18 protein-coding genes and 1 pseudogene are annotated in these 18853 nt (G+C 33.5%); 7 read left to right on the plus strand and 12 right to left on the minus strand.

Going from position 1 to position 18853, the window contains the following annotated elements; genetic code table 11:
* The first annotated feature begins 3 nt into the window (after window positions 1–3).
* Window positions 4–729, plus strand: coding sequence for a hypothetical protein (locus N4A68_01825; protein ID MCT4563059.1), 726 nt, complete (start codon window positions 4–6; stop codon window positions 727–729).
* Between the two features lie 792 nt (window positions 730–1521).
* Here N4A68_01825 and N4A68_01830 read toward each other — a convergent pair.
* Window positions 1522–3309 carry a hypothetical protein gene (locus tag N4A68_01830; GenBank protein ID MCT4563060.1) on the minus strand — a complete coding sequence of 596 codons (1788 nt, stop codon included), beginning with the start codon at window positions 3307–3309 and terminating at the stop codon, window positions 1522–1524.
* Between the two features lie 190 nt (window positions 3310–3499).
* Window positions 3500–4294 (minus strand): endonuclease/exonuclease/phosphatase family protein, encoded by a 795-nt coding sequence (locus N4A68_01835; protein ID MCT4563061.1) that lies wholly within the window; start codon window positions 4292–4294, stop codon window positions 3500–3502.
* A gap of 260 nt (window positions 4295–4554) precedes the next feature.
* Here N4A68_01835 and N4A68_01840 point away from each other — a divergent pair, with 260 nt between their 5' ends.
* From N4A68_01840 to N4A68_01855, 4 genes are all read left to right on the plus strand, one after another.
* The gene (locus N4A68_01840; protein MCT4563062.1) at window positions 4555–4875 is read left to right on the plus strand and encodes a hypothetical protein; all 321 of its coding nucleotides are present in this window, start codon (window positions 4555–4557) and stop codon (window positions 4873–4875) included.
* A gap of 290 nt (window positions 4876–5165) precedes the next feature.
* On the plus strand, window positions 5166–5867 hold the full coding sequence (locus tag N4A68_01845; protein ID MCT4563063.1) for an ABC transporter ATP-binding protein: 702 nt from the start codon (window positions 5166–5168) through the stop codon (window positions 5865–5867).
* Entirely contained in the window at window positions 5867–7552 is a 1686-nt protein-coding gene (locus N4A68_01850) for an efflux RND transporter periplasmic adaptor subunit (GenBank protein MCT4563064.1), read from the plus strand. Before N4A68_01845 ends, N4A68_01850 begins: the two co-directional genes overlap by 1 nt.
* 29 nt (window positions 7553–7581) lie before the next feature.
* Window positions 7582–8952 (plus strand): ABC transporter permease, encoded by a 1371-nt coding sequence (locus tag N4A68_01855; protein ID MCT4563065.1) that lies wholly within the window; start codon window positions 7582–7584, stop codon window positions 8950–8952.
* A gap of 69 nt (window positions 8953–9021) precedes the next feature.
* On the opposite strand, the gene N4A68_01860 is transcribed toward N4A68_01855, so the two are convergent.
* The 7 genes and pseudogenes from N4A68_01860 to N4A68_01890 form a co-directional block, all read right to left on the minus strand.
* Entirely contained in the window at window positions 9022–9705 is a 684-nt protein-coding gene (locus N4A68_01860; protein ID MCT4563066.1) for a Crp/Fnr family transcriptional regulator, read from the minus strand.
* Window positions 9706–9860: 155 nt separating this feature from the next.
* Window positions 9861–10502 (minus strand): pyroglutamyl-peptidase I, encoded by a 642-nt coding sequence (pcp, locus tag N4A68_01865; protein ID MCT4563067.1) that lies wholly within the window; start codon window positions 10500–10502, stop codon window positions 9861–9863.
* A gap of 78 nt (window positions 10503–10580) precedes the next feature.
* The gene (locus N4A68_01870) at window positions 10581–11498 is read right to left on the minus strand and encodes a DUF979 domain-containing protein (GenBank protein ID MCT4563068.1); all 918 of its coding nucleotides are present in this window, start codon (window positions 11496–11498) and stop codon (window positions 10581–10583) included.
* An 8-nt stretch (window positions 11499–11506) separates the two neighbouring features.
* On the minus strand, window positions 11507–12196 hold the full coding sequence (locus N4A68_01875) for a DUF969 domain-containing protein (protein ID MCT4563069.1): 690 nt from the start codon (window positions 12194–12196) through the stop codon (window positions 11507–11509).
* 243 nt (window positions 12197–12439) lie between these two features.
* Window positions 12440–12874 (minus strand): DUF2935 domain-containing protein, encoded by a 435-nt coding sequence (locus N4A68_01880; GenBank protein MCT4563070.1) that lies wholly within the window; start codon window positions 12872–12874, stop codon window positions 12440–12442.
* Window positions 12875–12890: 16 nt separating this feature from the next.
* The gene (locus N4A68_01885) at window positions 12891–13697 is read right to left on the minus strand and encodes an ABC transporter permease (GenBank protein MCT4563071.1); all 807 of its coding nucleotides are present in this window, start codon (window positions 13695–13697) and stop codon (window positions 12891–12893) included.
* Window positions 13690–13878, minus strand: a pseudogene (locus N4A68_01890) (spermidine/putrescine ABC transporter ATP-binding protein). The gene N4A68_01885 and the pseudogene N4A68_01890 overlap by 8 nt, the downstream one beginning before the upstream one ends.
* 130 nt (window positions 13879–14008) lie before the next feature.
* Between N4A68_01890 and N4A68_01895 the strand changes: the two are divergent.
* Window positions 14009–15055, plus strand: a complete 1047-nt coding sequence (locus N4A68_01895; protein MCT4563072.1) for an FAD:protein FMN transferase — start codon at window positions 14009–14011, stop codon at window positions 15053–15055.
* A gap of 50 nt (window positions 15056–15105) precedes the next feature.
* Here N4A68_01895 and N4A68_01900 read toward each other — a convergent pair whose 3' ends face one another.
* Both N4A68_01900 and N4A68_01905 read right to left on the minus strand, forming a co-directional pair.
* Window positions 15106–16041, minus strand: coding sequence for an AEC family transporter (locus N4A68_01900; protein ID MCT4563073.1), 936 nt, complete (start codon window positions 16039–16041; stop codon window positions 15106–15108).
* Between the two features lie 159 nt (window positions 16042–16200).
* Entirely contained in the window at window positions 16201–17820 is a 1620-nt protein-coding gene (locus N4A68_01905; protein MCT4563074.1) for a recombinase family protein, read from the minus strand.
* Window positions 17821–17952: 132 nt separating this feature from the next.
* Here N4A68_01905 and N4A68_01910 point away from each other — a divergent pair, with 132 nt between their 5' ends.
* Window positions 17953–18120 (plus strand): hypothetical protein, encoded by a 168-nt coding sequence (locus N4A68_01910; GenBank protein ID MCT4563075.1) that lies wholly within the window; start codon window positions 17953–17955, stop codon window positions 18118–18120.
* Here the strand turns inward: N4A68_01910 and N4A68_01915 are convergent.
* A complete protein-coding gene (locus N4A68_01915; GenBank protein MCT4563076.1) occupies window positions 18097–18756 on the minus strand; it encodes an ABC transporter ATP-binding protein in 660 nt (219 codons plus the stop codon). The two genes, N4A68_01910 and N4A68_01915, sit on opposite strands and share 24 nt — an antisense overlap.
* Between the last annotated feature and the right edge of the window lie 97 nt (window positions 18757–18853).

Raw genomic sequence — 18853 nt, forward strand, 5'->3', positions numbered from 1 at the left:
AAAATGTTAAGGAATTCAAAATTATTAAAGGGTATTGTAACAGCGAGTTTAGCGGTGACTTTATTGGTTCCAACAGCGGCATTTGCAAACGAAAATGACGTCACAGAGGACAGATCTAAACCAGCTATTGAAAAAAGACAAAATCTAAAGGAAAAGAAACAAAACTTCAAGGAAAGAAGACAAGAGCTAAAGGCATCAAGAGAAAAATATAAAGACGGAGATCATGCAAGATTGCTTAGTGTTATTGAAAAATATGCACAAGGGGATTTAGATGATTGGAAGGATTTGTTTGAAGAAAAAAAGGATTTAAAGGAAGAGTTAAATGAGCTGCGTGACGAGTTAAAGGAATTAGCGGGTGGAAGAAAGGAAGACAAGAAAGAAGAAGGAAAATCATTCAGAGAAGAGCTAAAAAACAAGGTTGAGGCTGGAGAACTTACTAAGGAAGAAGCCAAGGAAGAATTTAAGAATTACATAAAAGATAAAAAGGGTGGTTTTAAAGAAAAAAGAGAAGATTTTAAAGAAAAAAGACAAGAAAAGAGAGAAGAATTTAAGGAAAAAAGAGAAGAAATAAAGGAACTTAGAAAATCCTTGACTGAAGCAGTTAAAGAAGATGACGCAGACGAAGTTAACGATATATTAAATGAAATCTTTGAAAAGTTAGACAACCGCACAGATTTAGTTAAGGAAAAGATAGAAGCTGTAAAACAAATAATTGAAGAGAAACAATAGATCCAAAGCACAGCTTATGCTGTGTTTTAGGCTGTTAAGAAAAGCTCAAATTTAATGCTATTATCACTATGAAAATAATGTAAATTTTTACAAAAATAATCAACGGAATTTTCTGATAATGTATGCATATTTTTTAAAATCTATGGTATAATATAAATAAGAAGAGAAATCTTCTTAAAACAGATTCTAATTCACTTTTTTTAAAAATTTTTTAAACAGTAATGAAGATTAGGATTTTAGTTAATGTATAACTTTTTTTAGCTTAAGGATTTGTTAGTTTTGCGGAATGCCTGTAAAATTGCGACTTGGATATGACATAAATATTAGATTAATTAAGCAACATGATATTAACATTCAAGAATTAGAAGTATTGTTATATTTGGTTGTTTTCAAGGAAAGGAATGAGGATTCAATACAGTTAGAAGAGTCAAAGCTTTTAAGTGAATTAGAATCTAACCCATAACCGGTTCTTATAGATTATATAAGAATCGGTTATATTATTTTTTTGTCTGAATTCTAGAATCTGAACTCTTGAGCCTTGAAGACTGATATTAAAACTTGTAAATTTGAACATCCAACATGGGATATGCAACTAAAAAAGCGTCTTATTAGACGCTTTAGATTGTTGACAAACTCAACAAGATAGCAGGCTGCCTAAAAATCTGAAGTTCGAGGCGTGCTGAAACCAAGAGACTGCAGCGTATATAGACATACGTAAGGGTTCTTGGTTTCAGCAACAACGAAGAAATTCGGGTTTTTAGGCAGCCTGAAGCGTCTTATTAGACGTTTTTGCTACTTATATGAACTTATTTGAATATCATCTAACCAAATAGGAGAGATGAAGTCTTTAAAGGTTATTTCTATTTTATCTATGCTAGTAGTTGTATCACCAATTTCAATCATTTCCCAGGCATTTATCTCCTTTGGAGTAAATGAAAGCTGTTTTTGAAATTTTAGTTTATTGTTTTTATAACCCCCTACCGATATCTTAATATTTTCCTTTGAGCTTGAGGCAAGCCACATGGAAATGATGGGTTTATCATTAATTTTGATATCATTTATGATTATTTTTTCAGAATTAGTTCTTCCTGCCTCACCAAGTTTTAAGGAATAGTTGCCACTTCTGAAGGCACTATAATCCTTCACTATAGATTTATTTGAATATACTAGATTTAATGCTTCAAGATTTTCTAAAGAATCAACTTTATTTTTCAATTCATCTATTTGTATTTGATTATTATATATAATTTGACTATAATCATCGATATTATTATATATATCCTTTATGCTTACAACTACCTTGTATTCACCTTCATTTTCAAATGTTACTTCAAAACGGGTTGAATTACTAGCCTCTTTTACAACCTCATCCCCCTTATATATGGCCCATGATATTTCAGTTATCCTATTATCATCACCAAAAACTTTGCTTTTATCTTCAAAATAATATGTATTAGGAGTCACCTTGCTATATTCAAAATAGGCATTTGGCTTTTGCAGAGGAGTCTTCTGTTGCAGTTTAAAGGTGTTAAGTACAGGCTTGTATAAAAATATTGCACTAGATAAAAGTAAAGCTAGAAGTATACCAACTACTGCCATAGGTATATAATTCCTTGATCTTTTTTTATGATCATTATATTCTTCTCTTTCATCAATTGCCATCTCGTTTCCTATAAGTACTTCCCTGTGGTTTATGCCAGGGGAGTCCCCGACATTAGAATTATCTGCTATATAATCTAAGGAACCGTTTATGGCATCATCAAGCATTTTGTTTTCTTGTAGGTGAGTACTATTAGCTTTCTTGTTTTCTCCGGACTCAGATATTTCATTATTGACTATGATATCAGTATCGGTAGTTCCTATAGGTAAAGGAATTACATGGGGGTTCTCTTTTGCAGCTAATTTGTACTCATCCCCCATGAAAAGATCATAAATGTATATTTTTCTAAAACCATTATATACCCCTTCGATGGTATTGAAATCATGATCACCATTTTTTAATTTGTGTATGAATTCTAAAATTTTTTGGGAAGCTAGGGCGTTATCTTTGTCCTCAGTAGGGGCATTGGAGAAAACAATTTTTTCAATTATATCTCCTATCTGAGAAACTATAATATCAAAATCCGTTGATTCAGAAAAATTATTATTAAGAAATAATAATTCGCTAAAATAGAGTTCATTATTCTTAATATTTACCTGGGATTCATCAATCAATATTTTCTTTATGGAGTTGGAGAAAATATCGTACTTTACTATTTTCGTCATGTACTCATAGGCTAAATTAATCTTATGCTTTACTGTAGTGTTAAAATAGCTTAGGTATGAATCAAGAGGAGTTCCTTCCTTGTATTCGGTTATAACAATTAAGTCATTATCCTCTTCCTCTAAATGAACTAGATTATGCAAGCCCTTTGGGAACTGAGACTTAGATATTACCTTTGATACTTTGTCCTTATATAAGATATTGATAACAACAACTTCATTGCTGTCTTCTTTATTTGAGCCAATCAATACATTTTGACGATCATCCCTTTTGAAGGTTCTAAGTATTTCGTATTTATTAGTATATGAATTACTCACATGCATTACCTGCCTTTTAAATGATTTATATTTGAAAAAATAATATCCGACAAATTTCTTGGTTAAAATAAGAAATTCTTCATTTATTCCTAAATTCCTGCTAGGATATAAAATTTCATCTATATTTCATATAACATAGGCATGGAGTTTCATATGGGAGAGGGATAGGAAATCGTTGAACAAAGTTGAATCAATATATATCAACGATAACTGGATAATGATCTGAAAAATCAAAGTCCGAAACCCCATAGGACTTAATGAAATAGGTTTTGGGTACAAATATATAGTCTATTCTGGCGTGATACTTATGATCTTTAAAGGTTTTTAAATGAGTTTGATTTGTTATGTCAGCGGGGTCGTTCAAAAAATAGAGTAGCGGTTTTAGCTCCGTCATATCCGTTGTATTAAAATCACCTGCTAAGATGGTCGGTAGCCTATCTTCTAGAATCCAAGTTTTAATAATTTCTATTTGCTTTTTTCTTTCTTTCCTTGATAAGGACAAATGGGTATTTATAACATTAATTTTACCTATAGGAGTCTTTAGGGTTACCTTTAAGGCACTTCTTTTATATTTGGAAGAAGGTAAAACCCTATTTTTTACGGATAATATAGGGAATTTACTTAAGATAAGGTTACCCGTTTTACCAAGGATTATATTGTCTGTTATTCCATAAGCAATTTTCATAGATAAGTCTTCGTTTAACTTAGTGGATTGGTCTAAAAATAGGCTTCTTATGGTATTTTGGTCAACTTCTTGTAAACAAAGTATGTCTGGGTCTATAAGGCTCAAAAATCTGGATACTACGGATATGGCGGGTTTTCCCTTTTTACTAGCTCCGAAATGAATATTATAGCTAACTACACGAATAGAGTTATCTCCAGGAGAAGCAAAGCTTTCATTAAAAAATGTAGAAGAAACATCTGGATTCATTTGTGAAAAAATCATATAGCAGCAAAGCAAATAAGAAATAATTTTATATTTCATAGATGACTATCCCTTCAATATGATGTTATATTAAAAAATATGCAAGATTTTTTTGAATATTAAAGATATAAATAATTTCGACATTTTTCTGCCATTACCTCCAGGTAAAATATTGTAAAAGGAAGGGATGGGACTTTATACCTAAATATTGTAAAAATCAACAAAAAGCTTCTTTCTCATGAAAAATTATGGAGGAAAACAAAGGTATTTGTAGTAAAATAATATGTGAACGATCATGGGTACAGAAAGGGGGATGAAACTTGGGAAGTCTATTAAAGGGAGATAGAGAGTTTGAAAAAAATAAAAGAGAAATTCTTAGGAGAATAAAAAACTCAAATCCTAATTTAGCAATGATAGATAGTAAAATTAGTACTAAAAATGAAAATTCCCAATGTGGTAGTGGATCAAGGAAATATGCTTGGGAGTATGAGGTAGAAGAATATAGGAAGAAAAAACATCTTGAGAGGTTCTATAAAATAGGGGCCCTATGTGGTATAGCGAGCTTGGTAATTACTATTATAGATAGGTTTATGCCAATCAAGGAAATAACTTATACTGCCATTAGTAGCATGCTGAATTAAAGAAAAGCCGAAGAAAGGCTTTTTTTCATGTGATTTATTGTTAAAACATAAATTTTATGGGTGGATTATGTGTCTTTATTGTAAAAAAGTTATAATTTTATGAATCGTAATTGTTTTGTAAGAAATTTTTTATTAATAATATGTTATAATTTACAGTGGAAAATCTATAAAAATATGGAAATGGTGTTGTCGAATTTTGGTTGATAATTTAGGTTTCACATGGGAACAAAAACCATTTAGGATTTGTCTAATGATTATAGATGCAATTCTATTAAGGAGGGGAGTAAAATTTGGCGCTGTTAAAATTAAAGGATATACATCACAGCTATAAAATGGGTCAAATTAGTGTTGATGTATTAAAAGGAATTGATTTAGAGATTTCTAAGGGGGAATTTGTTTCTATAATGGGTCCCTCGGGTTCTGGTAAGTCTACTTTGCTTAATATATTGGGTTGTTTAGATATAGCAACATCGGGCACATATGAGATAGATGATAACAGAATTGAAAAGCTAGGGGATTCGAAACTTGCTGATATTAGAAACGAATTTTTAGGTTTTGTTTTTCAACACTTTCATCTTTTATCCCACTTAAGTGCCAGGGAAAATGTAGAATTACCACTGGTATATAGAGGGGTATGGGGGAATGAACGTAAGGTTAAAGCTACTAAAGCCCTTGAGATTGTAGGACTAGGAGATAGACTTCATCACCTGCCATCCCAATTATCAGGTGGAGAAAAACAAAGAGTTGCCATAGCAAGGGCCATCACCATGGAGCCTGCAGTAATACTTGCTGATGAACCTACAGGAGCATTGGATTCCCGTTCAAGTAGCAATATTATGGACATCTTTAAGAAGTTAAACAAGGATCTAGGAATGACTGTTGTTCAAGTAACCCATGATTATGATGTTGCATTACATGGACAAAGGATTTATCACATATTAGATGGTTTAATCGAAAGGATAGAAGAAATACAATCAGGAGGTGTAGTTTAATGTTTCAAAGAATCGGTATGATAGCTTTAATAATTATAGTTGTGCTTGGCGGAGGATTTTATGCATATAACCAGCTTATGCCAACTGAGACAGAAGAAGCTCAGGGACCAGTGTATTCTACTAAGGAGGTTGTAAGTGGAGATATTTCCGTAGGAGTAGAAGTTACTGGATCATTAGAATCTTCTAGATCAAATGGAGTAAGAGTTGGAGGACAAAGACGTTATTATGATTGGGGTACTGCGGAATATAAGATAGATGAGATCCTTGTTGAAGAAGGGGATAGTGTAAAGAAGGATGAAGTAATCGTTACCCTTGATGCTTCCAATATAAGTTCAAAGGTTAAAGAAAAGGAAGAGGAGTTAAGAACAGAGGTTGAACAGCTAGCTAATATGGCTAGTGTAGGTACTGATCAAGTATACAATCTTAACCCTGCAAAGGGTATTGTTTTAAAGGCTCCCATTGATGGTACTATAATAGATATTAAGGCTAAAGAGGCTGAAGAGCTTGAAATTGGCCAAGTTATAGGTAGAATAGTTGATGATGGTACTTTTAAAATAAAAGCCAAGTTGACTAGCACTGAATTTAGTAGAGTTAAAGTTGGAGATGAAGTTTCTTTAAAATTTCCTTTATTTGATGCTTTTTACCCAGGAAAAATTACTAAGCTCAATGCTAATCCTGTACCTAATAATGGAAAAAAAGGAAACGATGAGTCTTATGCCCAGGGGTTTGTTCATATAGCTGAAATAGAAGCAAAAAATCCAGGTTTAGTTCAGAATGGGATGGAGGTAAGTGTGGGCCTTAAGGGTGATAATAGCTATGTTATCTTTTTGAGTAATATGGCTGAAGTAATTGGATTTGCTAAGGAAGAAAAGGTATCAAATACAGCCAAGGCCGTTGTGACAGAGATACATGTTGATGAAATGGAAAAGGTTAAAAAAGGTGATCCTATAGTTACTATGGCAAGTAAGAATATACAGGATACTATAGAAGAAAAATTATATAAGATAAAACGCATAAAACAAGAAATGAGTGAGCTTAAAGAAGGTTTAGATAATCTTGAGGTTAGGGCTCCTGCTAATGGTGTTATTGCTTATATGGATGTACAAGCTGAGGAAACAGTAAGGCCAGGAAACTATATATGTGATTTATTCAATCTTGATTCTATGGAGCTATTTTCACAAATAGATGATATAGATATTTTGAATGTTAAGGTAGATTCACCGGTTAGAGTTACCTTTGATGCTTTACCTGGAGAAATATTTAAGGGTAAAGTAGTGGATATAAGAACGGGTTCAAGGGGCGGTAATAATAATGGTGTAACTAAGTATCCTATACGTATCGATGTTGAAGGTAATGCAGAATTAAAGCCGGGTATGCAGGCTAAAGCGTATATAGATGCTGGAAGTGCTAAAGGCGTTTTATTGGTACCAATGGAAGCGGTCTTTGATGAAGAAGGTAAGACAATGGTAGAGATACTCGATGAAGATGGTAATGCAAAAGCAGTACCAATTAAGCTAGGGTTAATGAATGCAAGATTGGCGGAAGTAAAGGAAGGACTTAAAGAAGGAGATAAGGTAATAACAGGAAGTACTGCTGACTTGCTTCCAAGTCAACGTTTAGGTAACAAGGATAACTTACTTCCAACAAAGGACAAATCAAAGGATAAAGAGGGAAAAGTTAATTAATATGCCGTCTAATAAAGGAGGAATAAATAATGCACGATAATAAAAAACGAGGCTCCTTTTTAGTAAGATGGTGGTTTACTGCAAAAATGGCGTTACATGGAATTTTAGCTAATCCTTTACGTTCTGCTCTCACAATACTGGGGGTTGCAATAGGTGTAGCTTCTGTAGTAAGCTTGATGGGAATTGGAGAAGGTGCCAGAATGGCAGTTGTGGAACAATTTCAAAGCTTTGGTTCTAATGTTATTACAATTACAGCCCATGATCCTTCTGTAGAATTTGATCCAGGGTATAGTGAAGAGTTGGTAGAAAGAGTACAAGGACTAGAAGCGGCTACCCCAGTAGTTAATACTAAATCAAGTATGAAATGGAGAAGAACGAGGGGAAAGGTTGGAATTGTAGGTGTAGATAATGAATTTCCGATTATAAGGGATCATCCATTAGCTATTGGCCACTTTTTTACTAAGGCCCATGTTGAGCAAAGAATTCCTGTGGCAGTCGTAGGATATAATGTAGGAACTAACCTTTTAGGAGGTCGAAACCCTGTAGGTAAATCCCTTACTTTAAATGGTAATACATATAGGATAATTGGTGTACTTAGTCCAAAGGGTGAAGGGAAAGCCGATGATATAGATAATAAAATAGTAGTACCATATACGTCGGCACTAAAGATCGCAGAAAAAAGAACTGTTGATGCTATATGGGGAAAGGCAGCTTCTGAGAAGGATGCGGATTTAGTAATTGTTCAGCTAGGTAGAATATTTAGAAGGAAACTAGGACTAGATCAGAAGGCACCAACCCATAGCTCAGGAGGAGAATCAAGCAGACCCGAGAGAAATGATGATATGGAAATGGGCGAAATGAATGTTATGGATGGCATGGATGGGATGAATTCTATGATGTCATCGAAGCCCATGGAATCCGAAGATCCTAATCCAATTATACAAAGCTCCGGGGATGAGCTTATAAGTATCACCAGTCTTAACCAACTTGTACAGGAGGCTGATAAAGCCAATAGGGTTATGACTTTACTTCTTGGAGGTATTGCGGCAGTATCCCTTTTAGTTGGTGGACTTGGGATTATGAACATAATGCTTGTTTCAGTTACCGAGAGGAAAACTGAAATAGGTGTTAGGAGAGCTTTGGGGGCGAAACAAACTGACCTTCTATTACAGTTTCTTTTAGAAGCATTATATGTAAGTTTGATAGGTTCAGTAGCAGGTGTTGCTGCTGGTATATGGGGGCTGAGTATATTTCAGGGACAAGGCTTTGAAACTGCAGTTAGTTTTAAGGCCATAAAGATAGCAACTGTTGTTGCATTATCTTCGGGATTACTATTTGGAGTATATCCTGCAATATCAGCATCCTCAGTACCACCGGTAGAAGCCTTAAGAAGTCAATAAAAAAAGTATCTAGGGGTAGTATAAACTATAAAATAAGACCTGATTTTATATCAGGTCTTATTTGCCGTATCACCATATTGATTTAGTATGTTTTCTTAGACCATCCACATCCTTTATTATTATACGTCTATTTTGAACATCTATAAGATTATTTTCTTTAAAACTGTTTAATACATGTGTAATAGTGCTTCTTGAACAACCTAGATATTTAGCTAATTCCTCATGGGTGTAAGTATATTGGTAGCCCAGTTTGGTGCCATTTTTAGGTTCGCCCTCTTGAAGTGCAGTGAACCGTAACAGGGTACTGGCTACCTTGCCTATAGAATCATTAAACTTGTCATCAGTTATTTTAAGCATTAATAGACGATATTTTCTAGTGATACTATGGATAAAATATCCATGAATTTTAGGGTTTTTTTGTAGCTCCTTATCTAAAATTTTTCTATGGATAACGGATACAATACTGTTTTGCATGGCCTTTGTGATAACACAGGTTCTATGTCCATCAAAGTAGTCCATCTCTCCTGAAATAGTACCCTTTGGTAATCTAAAAAAGCATACTTCATCCCCATCGGTGCTATATAGAACTTCTTTTAAGCTTCCCTTTAGGACAATATATATTTCGTCCGCATGGGTTGACTTAACTTCCTGCCCTTTCTTATATAATCTATGGTCACCTAATCTTGATAAGTGATTTAAGAAAAAAGAAGTCATTTCATTTTGCAATTTTAAATCAAATAGCTCCTTATACATTTAAAATCCCCCAAACACTAAATCTGAATAATATTATTATACCAGATGATTTGAGGGGATTTATAGATTGTTTTAGTCATATGAAAAAAATAAACACTTCGGAGTACGAAGTGTTTTGGAGTATTCCCTAGGTAGCACTCATTTACGAGCATACTCTAGCAGATTTTACCACAGGACAACTTTATATCTTCTTTATTTTCTACCGCAGCTTCTATTGCATAGGTCAATCCATCTACTATTTCATTTAAGGTCATATAGGGCATGTTTTTTTTATCTATTACCTGTTGTGGTATGTATGGAACATGTATAAATCCACCTTTTATATTTGGATATTTTTTATTTGCTAGATAAAGTAATCCATACATTATATGATTACAAACAAAGGTGCCAGCAGTATTAGACACGTTTGCAGGAATATTATTTTCCCTAATCCTTTTCACCATGGCTTTTATAGGTAGACTTGAAAAATAAGCATTCTCACCATCTTGATAGATGGCTTCATCAACGGGTTTATTTCCTTCATTATCCCCGATTCTTGCATCATCCATATTGATAGCGATTCTTTCAACTGAGATTTCAAATCTTCCTCCAGCCTGTCCAATGCACATAACTATATCGGGGTTTTCAGCTACAATGGCTTTATCTAAGGCTTCAATTGATTTATTAAATACAGTTGGTATTTCTAGTTTAACAACCTTAGCTCCAGCTATTTCATCGTTTAGAAGCTTAACTGCTTCATAGGAAGGATTAATCTTTTCGCCACCAAATGGAGTGAATCCTGTTATTAATACTTTCAAATTATCAGCTCCTTACGACAGTTAAATAACTGCCTTAATATAATGATAAGAAAATTATGTCATAAATATGGGGTTTATCTAAAATGCCAATACATACATTAAAACTATATGTGTAACAAACAGTGCTAGGGCGAATGGAACCTGTGAAATGATGACTCTGTTTTTGTTTTTGGTATCTAAAACGGCGGCTGGAACTATATTGAAGTTTGCTGCCATTGGAGTCATCAGTGTACCACAATAGCCAGCTGTTAATCCTAATATACCAGCTATAGCGGGGTCAGCTCCTTGGGAAAATACAAAGGGCATTCCAATACCCGTAGTAATGACTGCAAAAGCTGCAAAAGCATTTCCCATAATCATTGTAAAAACCGCCATTCCTACACAATATGCGATTACTCCTGCTAGTATATTGCCCTGTGGAATGATGCTTCCGATTCCACTAGCAATTACTTCACCAACTCCGGCAGCCTTAAATAATGCGCCTAAAGCTGTCAATAGCTGAGGTAGTATACTAGCTGCACCTATCTGGAGTAACAAGCGACTGCCATCATAGGTTAAATTAGAAGGGGCAGATTTTGTGATTCCTAGGCAAAATAATATGGATAGAACTGCACCAAATCCTAACCCAACAAGTCCCCCTAAATCCGGTAAAAATTGAGCAACGGAAAAGGCAACTATACCTATAGTTAATGCGGGGATAAATAGTTTGTATCCCAGTTTATTGGCTTCCTTCTGTCTAAATGGTTCCTCTGAATTCTTTAAAGACCCAAATGTAACTTTATTTATTGCAGTTAAACATCCCATAACTAGTATAAGTAAACCAACTAAGGCTGGTGGGAGGTATTTACCTATTATAAATATCAGTCCGAAGATTCCCCAGAAAGTAGCAGTACCTTTTGGAGCAGGATGCTTTTTATCCTTTAAAGCGTATATTGCAGCTGCTATAGATACCAGTCCTGCAAGTACATAAAATATTTCTAATAACATTGACTTCATAGCTACACCTACTTTCCTTCAATATTGTTTGCTTTTCTATTTAGTTTTCTTTCAAGCCTTTTATCAAGTAGATAGTTTTGAATTAAAGCGTATATAAATGCTAAAATAGCTATAGGAATAGCGGCCTTCGATACATCAAGGGGTATAACCTGTATCCCAAGTTCTTCTAATGTACTAACAACTAGTAGTACACCCCCTGATGCAACAAAAACATTTTGTCCAAAAAAGTTTCCTATATTTTCCGCTGTGGCTGAATATCCCTTTATGATGTCTTCTTCCTCTTCACCAACCTCGGCAAAATTAATTTCAGCGGCTCCATGGGCCATTGGATGTACTAAAGGACGGATGAATTGAACATGACCACCTAACCTTAGGGAAAAAACAGCAGCCATTTCTCTAGCAAATGTATATACAGTTAAAACCTTTCCAGTTGTAACCGATTTTATTGATTTAATAAGTTTAGAAGCATATTCCCTTAGTCCATATCTTTCCAAAACTCCTATTGCAGGTAAAGTTAATAAGAACAGTGACATATATCTTGTTTTTACGAATGCAGTTCCAATAATATTAAGAATTTTAACAAATTCAAGTCCTCCAACTAAGCCAGTTACTATACCGGCCACAAGAACCACCGCTATGGTGTTATATTTCTTTATAAAGCCAATTAATATGATGAGAACACCTATAAGCTTTAACATGTATCAGTCCCTCCTTAAATTTTTATTTATGTATGCTTATTAATTAGGGTAATTTAGTAAGCAAGTATGATAGGCCTATCAATATTAAGAATATTATAAATTAATGCATGAATTAAATTCTGTGTTCTAGACCACAATTTTTGAAATTTTTGATAAATTATATTCATAAAAATTTATGAATATATATAATATACCCCATTAAAATAAGAGCAGGTAATCCTGCCCGTTAGACTATCAAATATACTATTGAAGCTGTTTTTTAAAGTTTTTCATTAATCTAAATGAATATTTTTGTTCATGAATGATATGTTCTATTAATGTTTGCCAGATATCATCCCTTTTGGATATTGTTTGTAGTTCCTTCAAGATAGCTATAAACTTCTTATCACATTTAATGAACTTTTGAAGTAGATGTATGATTTCCTTAACTAGCTTTTGATAATAATTCTGAAGGGCACCTTTTTCACATTCCGCAATTATATCGTTTATTTCCTCATTTAGTTCTTTAAAACATTGTCTAGATTTTTTGATTTCCGTAATTAAATCATGACTCAATCTAATATTTCTGCAATCAGCAAACTTAAGTATGAATGTATGATGTTCCTTTGAAGCTTTAGACCAAAAATCAAGTTCCGTTAACACACAATTCAGATTATTAATGATTGTGTAGCAATACACTTTTTCACCTCCCATATCACTGACGCCAGCTTAATAATTTTTTTTCGATATAGGCTACCCCTTGATACATCAATCCCGCTAAAATTGCCAATATAATTACACTAGTCATAACAACATCCAGCTTAAAGATTTGACTTCCATAAACTATAAGGTGACCAATACCAGCTCTTGAAACTAAAAATTCTCCTACTATTACCCCTACCCAGGATAAGCCTACATTTATCTTAAGGGCATTTATTATTGTGGGTATGCTGGCGGGGATTATTACCTTTTGCAATATTTGATATTTAGTTGCTCCAAAGGTTTCAAGCATCTTGATTTTATCGGGCTCCACCTCTTTAAAGCCACCGTATACTCCTAGAACCGTAACCACTAGGGAAATCATTAGTGCAGTAACTATAATACCCCATATTCCCGCACCTGCCCAAACGATGATTATTGGTGCTAATGCGGTTTTAGGTAAAGCATTTAGGATAACCATGTATGGGTCTAGCACTTTGGAAATAAAATCCGACCACCATAAAAGTATGGCTATTAGTGTTCCCAAAATAGTCCCTAAGACAAATCCTACAATTGTTTCAAAGACACTTATTCCAATATGCATAAATAATGAACCATCGGCGGATAGCTTCAAAAATAGTTTCCACATTTGTGATGGATAACTGGTGAGAAAAGTATCTATTAGTTGAAGCTTAGCCAGCAATTCCCACAAAGCAAAAAATATAATGAGTATAGATATCTGGGTAATAAAGATAAGTCTTTTTTTTCTTTTTATATCTTGCAAAAAATCAATATGTTCCTTTGAATAATTGGTCTTAGACATGTATATCTAACTCCTTCCAGATGATGTTGAAATACTCTCGGAATTGAGGTGCCTTCCTGGAGGTTAAAGGGGTTCTATCCATATCTAAAGTTAATTCTATCTCATGTATAGACTTAACCCTCGCGGGTCGGTTTGAAAGTACAATAACTCTGTCTGCCATAGATATAGCTTCTGGTATATCTATGAAAAGACAGAAAATTTATAGGGATTCTTGTGAAATTTAAAGTCCATAAAGCCTTGTTATATGACTTTATTTATGTGTTATAATATGGTGTGGGAAAAGTATATGTTTTTTAGATGGAGGAACTTATATGGTAATCAAAAGAAAAATAATAGCAGCTTTATTTATGATAGTATCAATAATTCTAATTGTTTCTGGTTGTTCAGCTAGGGTAAATAATGAGCCAGTTGCTAAAACAGAATTCGTTTTAGGAACAGTAGTAACTATAAAGTTATATGATAATGCTACTGAAGAAGTCTTTAACAAGGCATTTGCTAGACTAAGAGAAATAGAAAATAGAATGACCATAAATGCCGATGATAGTGAGGTCATAGCTATTAATTCAAATGCTGGAAAGGATTTTGTTAAGGTATCCGATGATACCTTTTATGTAATAAAGAGTGGGAAGCATTTTTCCAGGTTATCTGAGGGTCGTTTTGATATCTCCATTGGACCACTAGTCAAACTATGGGGGATTGGAACGGACAAGGCAAAGGTTCCTAATAAGGAGGAAATAGAAAACAAGAAGATATGGGTAGATTATAACGATGTTGTTTTAAATGAGTCTGAAAAAAGCGTTATGCTGAAGAAATCAGGTATGATATTGGATTTGGGTGGAATTGCCAAAGGGTATGGAGCCGATGAAGTTGTGGATATACTTAAAGACAATAATGTGAAGCATGCAATTATCAATCTCGGAGGTAATATATTTGCGTATGGTAATAAGCCCGATGGAACTGGATGGAAAATTGGCGTTCAAAATCCATTGTCAGAAAGGGGAGAGTATTTAGGCATAGTGCGGGTATCGGATCAAACTGTGGTTACCTCTGGGGTATATGAAAGATATTTTGAAGAAGATGGTAAGAGGTATCATCATATATTGGACCCACATACAGGATATCCTGTGGAAAACAATGTTGTGGGGATCACAATAATTGCAAATAGTTCAATAGATGCCGATTCCCTATCTACATCTGCCTTTGCCCTAGGACTTGAAAAAGGTATGGAGCTTATTGAAGGGCTAGGGAATGTAGATGCTGTATTTGTAACTAGGGATTCAGAGGTTTATATGACTTCTGGACTCAAGGATAATTTTAAACTAGAGGATACTAGATTTAAGATAGTAAATAGGGATTAGTAGAACTAAAATTTCAAATAACGAAGAAATTTTAGTTCTGAGAGATCCCTTTATCTTATTAAAATAAGTGAATAGATCGGAATGATTAAAATCATTAAAACAGTTGAAAGTCCAACCATGTATGAAACATATTTGGAGTTGGCGCCATAAAATTCTGAGACCAAAGCTGCTTGGGTAATTATGGGCATAGCTGCTTCTACAATGAAAACATTGCCTAGTAAAGTAGGTAATTCAAATATCTTAAGGCACATAAACATTATAAATGGAGCTACTAAAAATCTTCCAATTAGGATTAAAGCACTTGTAAGATCCAGCCGCATATCCTTAATATTTATTGAGCATATAACTATACCAATAAAGAACATAGATAAAGGAGTAGTTAGATTTCCAATATATCTAAAGGAATTTATCATGAAATCAGGTAATCGTATATCTACAAGCACGAGGAGTATTCCGATTATAAATCCTAGAAATGGAGGAGAAAAGATTTTTCTAAGGGAATCCATTTTAGAAAAAGCTTTATCTATATTTGAGCCGTTTTTTCTTATGTTATACACTCCTAAGGTCCAAAATAGGCTTGTATTAGCAAGGTAAAAGAGGAATACATAGGTGGCGCTATCCTCGCCAAATAATGAAAGATTCACAGGAAGGCCGATAAAAATTGAGTTTGAAAAAGCAAACATTACATAAAAAATTCCCCTTTTTTCCTCATCAATCTTAAAAATGCGTGCTATAATTACGGCTATTAAAAATGCTATAAGGATAGATAAAAAAGCTACTATTATACCGTTTAATGAATTAAATAGCTTTTCCTTGCTAAAACGCATTGGAATATTTACAATCATCATTAAAGGTAAAGAGACATTTACAACAATCTTAGAAAAAAGCTTACTGGTGTCTTTATTTAAAAAACCCTTCTTTGTAAGTAGAAAACCTGTACCTATCATCATAAAGATAGTTAATACACTACTTAAACCATTAAGCATCTACATTCCACCCTTCTTTAGAACATGGCAATTACAGATAATAATGATTATAACATATAAAAACACCAAATAAATTAGTAATTGAGCAAATTGGATAATTACTTTCTATAAAAATATATTAAACCTTTAAATTGCTTATCTTTACATGTAGTTTAAAAATCATATATCTACAAAGTTTATGGTCAATATATGGCCGTCCCAGCTTATCCCATCAATCAACATATGGATAAGCTTTTTCTTTTCTAAAAAATTTAAGGCATCAAGATTGCTTGGAAAGTTGTTTATTAGGTCTAATATTAATTTTAAGCTTCTTTCCTTAGTATTTATTGTTCTAATATTTTCGTTTGTATGTTTTGCATTATTTTTTAGTTTTGAAAGCTCATTATCAAATTTTTCTATTTGATTGATTATGTATTTTGAAGCCTTGGAGTTTTCAGTTTCGGATAATCTTAATGTTAAGTTGTTTATACAGTTTTTATAGTAATTAATTTTATTTTCCTTGGTATATATACTGGCTAGTTCTTTACTGGATAAGGAATCCAGAGTTTTTCTTGTTTTGTAGAGATTGTTATATATGTCTCTTTTATTAAATTTAAATTTTTTTATTTCATTGAGTATTAATTCATCGGCAGTTTTTCCGTTGAGATTGCTAACATTACATTTTGCACCTCTAGATTTTTCCTTTGCCATACATTTATAGTAATAGTAGGTTTCATTTTTTTTGCGAGATATAGATATTCCCATTTTAGAGCCACAGCATTGGCATCTAAGTAAATTTGTAATTAGTCCAGTTCTTCCAGTACCGGCCCGAGGAGCTTTTCTACTATTGCTTTTTAGTAGGTTTTGTACTGCTATCCAATGTTCAGAGGATATAATCCCCCTATGTAATGCTACTGAAACTATCCATTCTGATTCATGTCTTTTTATTACTTTATTCTTCTTTTCATTATGTCTATTATAGACCATTAATCCATGGATACCATCAAAATCCTCTTTTTGACTAGCTACTTTAGAGTGAAGAAGAGAAAAATATTCGTATATTGCTTTATCAGCAATAGTATAGACTGGATTTGAAAGTATAAACCTCAATATGCTTTTGTCGAATGCTTTATTGCTTCTAGTTTTTATGTTGTTCTCCAAGGTCCATTGATGAAGCTTTGTAAGTGAGCCTAATTCAAGATATTTATTATATAAAGCTTTAACTAGCTCCAAATCCTTTGGTATGGCAGTTAATACATATATATTTCTTTTGTTATCATCATTATCATAATATTCTACCTGCTTACTTTTAAAGCCCGTAGGTGTTCTGCCCCCAAGCCATCTTCCGGTTTTGGCTAGATGATACATATTATCCTTTATTCGTTCTGATATGGTTTCCCTTTCCAGTTGAGCGAAGACAGAAGCTATATACATCATAGCACGGCCCATTGGGGTTGATGTGTCAAAGCTTTCCCGTATGGATACAAAATCTATATCGTTATCCCTAAGTAATTCCACAAGTCCAGAAAAGTCAGATATATTTCTACTTATACGATCTAGACGGTAGCATATCAGCACATCGAACTTATGCTCCAATGCATCCTTGAGCATTTTCTTATACATGGGACGGTTAGTATTTCCTCCAGAATATCCCTCATCCTCATATATCAGATAGTGTTCTACTGAAAAGTGCTTTTTTCCATGCTCTTTGCATAATTCAATTTGATTTTGAATAGAATTCCCCTTACCAGTAAACTTGGATTTGCGTGAATATATAGCTATAACAGAAATAGCTATCACCTCTTTTAAATATGAAATTGAGATTGATTTTCTTTTTATTAAATAATACAGAATATGCTCAGATATTATTACAAGGAAATGAATAGAACAAGCTCATTCTATAATATTATTTATTTAAAGGGAGGCAGGAAGATGGCAAAGGATATACAGGTCAAGGTAAATATCCCAAGGGGAGAAAATATGGAGGAATCAATAGCCAAGGTTTTAGGAGAGATAATTATGGCAAGAATAGATGATTTGCCAGTGGAGTATAAAGGATATGTGCTAGAAAAGGTTTTAGAAGAAATGAAGGGAAGATAAATGTTTATTCGTAGATATATTGACTTGGATTTTTTGTCTTTTTGTAGATATAGCTTCTGCTATGTCGTGGGTTACTAAAACCGCTGTTTTCCTTTCCCTTTTAAGTATTGTGCCCACTTCATCGGCTACCTTAAGTCGTGTCTGATAATCTAGTGCAGAAAAGGGTTCATCCAGGAGAAGTATTTCAGGCTCCGTTGATAATGTTCTTATTAGGGCTACTCTTTGTCTCATACCTCCTGAAAGTTGACTTGGATAATGTTTTTTAAAATCCTTTAGGCCATAGGTTGTCAGCAAAGCTTCGACCTTTGATATGTTTTTTTGTGTTAGGTTTTTTTGTACTTCTAGTCCAATAAGCACATTTTTAAGAATAGTACGCCATTCAAAAAGATTGTCATTTTGAAACATATATCCTATCTTCTTATCATATTTTTTTACTTCTTCGCCATTTATTAAAATTTTACCAGAGGATGGCTTGATAAGCCCTGCAATTAAAGATAATAGAGTGCTTTTACCGCATCCACTTGGTCCAACTATAGATACTATTTCACCTTCATAGACCGATAGAGAAAGATCGCTCATAGCTAGGGTTTCTCCATCTAATGTGTGATATGTCTTAGATACATTTTGTATGTCCATTACTTTATGATACAACTGGATATCCTCCCATCAAAAAAAGTCATAATATAGTCTATTCGTAATATTTGGATTTTGTGAATAAGTTAATATTTTTAAA

The organism is Maledivibacter sp. (assembly GCA_025210375.1).
Lineage (GTDB): Bacteria > Bacillota > Clostridia > Peptostreptococcales > Caminicellaceae > JAOASB01.

Excerpts from the sequence above, each read along its gene's own strand:
- N4A68_01825 (MCT4563059.1), top strand. The coding sequence starts at position 4 with ATGTTAAGGAATTCAAAATTATTAAAGGGTATTGTAACAGCGAGTTTA.
- N4A68_01875 (MCT4563069.1), bottom strand. The coding sequence starts at position 12,196 with ATGTTAAAGCTTATAGGTGTTCTCATCATATTAATTGGCTTTATAAAG.
- N4A68_01900 (MCT4563073.1), bottom strand. The coding sequence starts at position 16,041 with ATGCTTAATGGTTTAAGTAGTGTATTAACTATCTTTATGATGATAGGT.
- N4A68_01835 (MCT4563061.1), bottom strand. The coding sequence starts at position 4,294 with ATGAAATATAAAATTATTTCTTATTTGCTTTGCTGCTATATGATTTTT.
- N4A68_01885 (MCT4563071.1), bottom strand. The coding sequence starts at position 13,697 with ATGTCTAAGACCAATTATTCAAAGGAACATATTGATTTTTTGCAAGAT.
- N4A68_01855 (MCT4563065.1), top strand. The coding sequence starts at position 7,582 with ATGCACGATAATAAAAAACGAGGCTCCTTTTTAGTAAGATGGTGGTTT.
- N4A68_01850 (MCT4563064.1), top strand. The coding sequence starts at position 5,867 with ATGTTTCAAAGAATCGGTATGATAGCTTTAATAATTATAGTTGTGCTT.
- N4A68_01915 (MCT4563076.1), bottom strand. The coding sequence starts at position 18,756 with ATGGACATACAAAATGTATCTAAGACATATCACACATTAGATGGAGAA.
- N4A68_01910 (MCT4563075.1), top strand. The coding sequence starts at position 17,953 with ATGGCAAAGGATATACAGGTCAAGGTAAATATCCCAAGGGGAGAAAAT.
- N4A68_01860 (MCT4563066.1), bottom strand. The coding sequence starts at position 9,705 with ATGTATAAGGAGCTATTTGATTTAAAATTGCAAAATGAAATGACTTCT.
- N4A68_01870 (MCT4563068.1), bottom strand. The coding sequence starts at position 11,498 with ATGAAGTCAATGTTATTAGAAATATTTTATGTACTTGCAGGACTGGTA.
- N4A68_01895 (MCT4563072.1), top strand. The coding sequence starts at position 14,009 with ATGGTAATCAAAAGAAAAATAATAGCAGCTTTATTTATGATAGTATCA.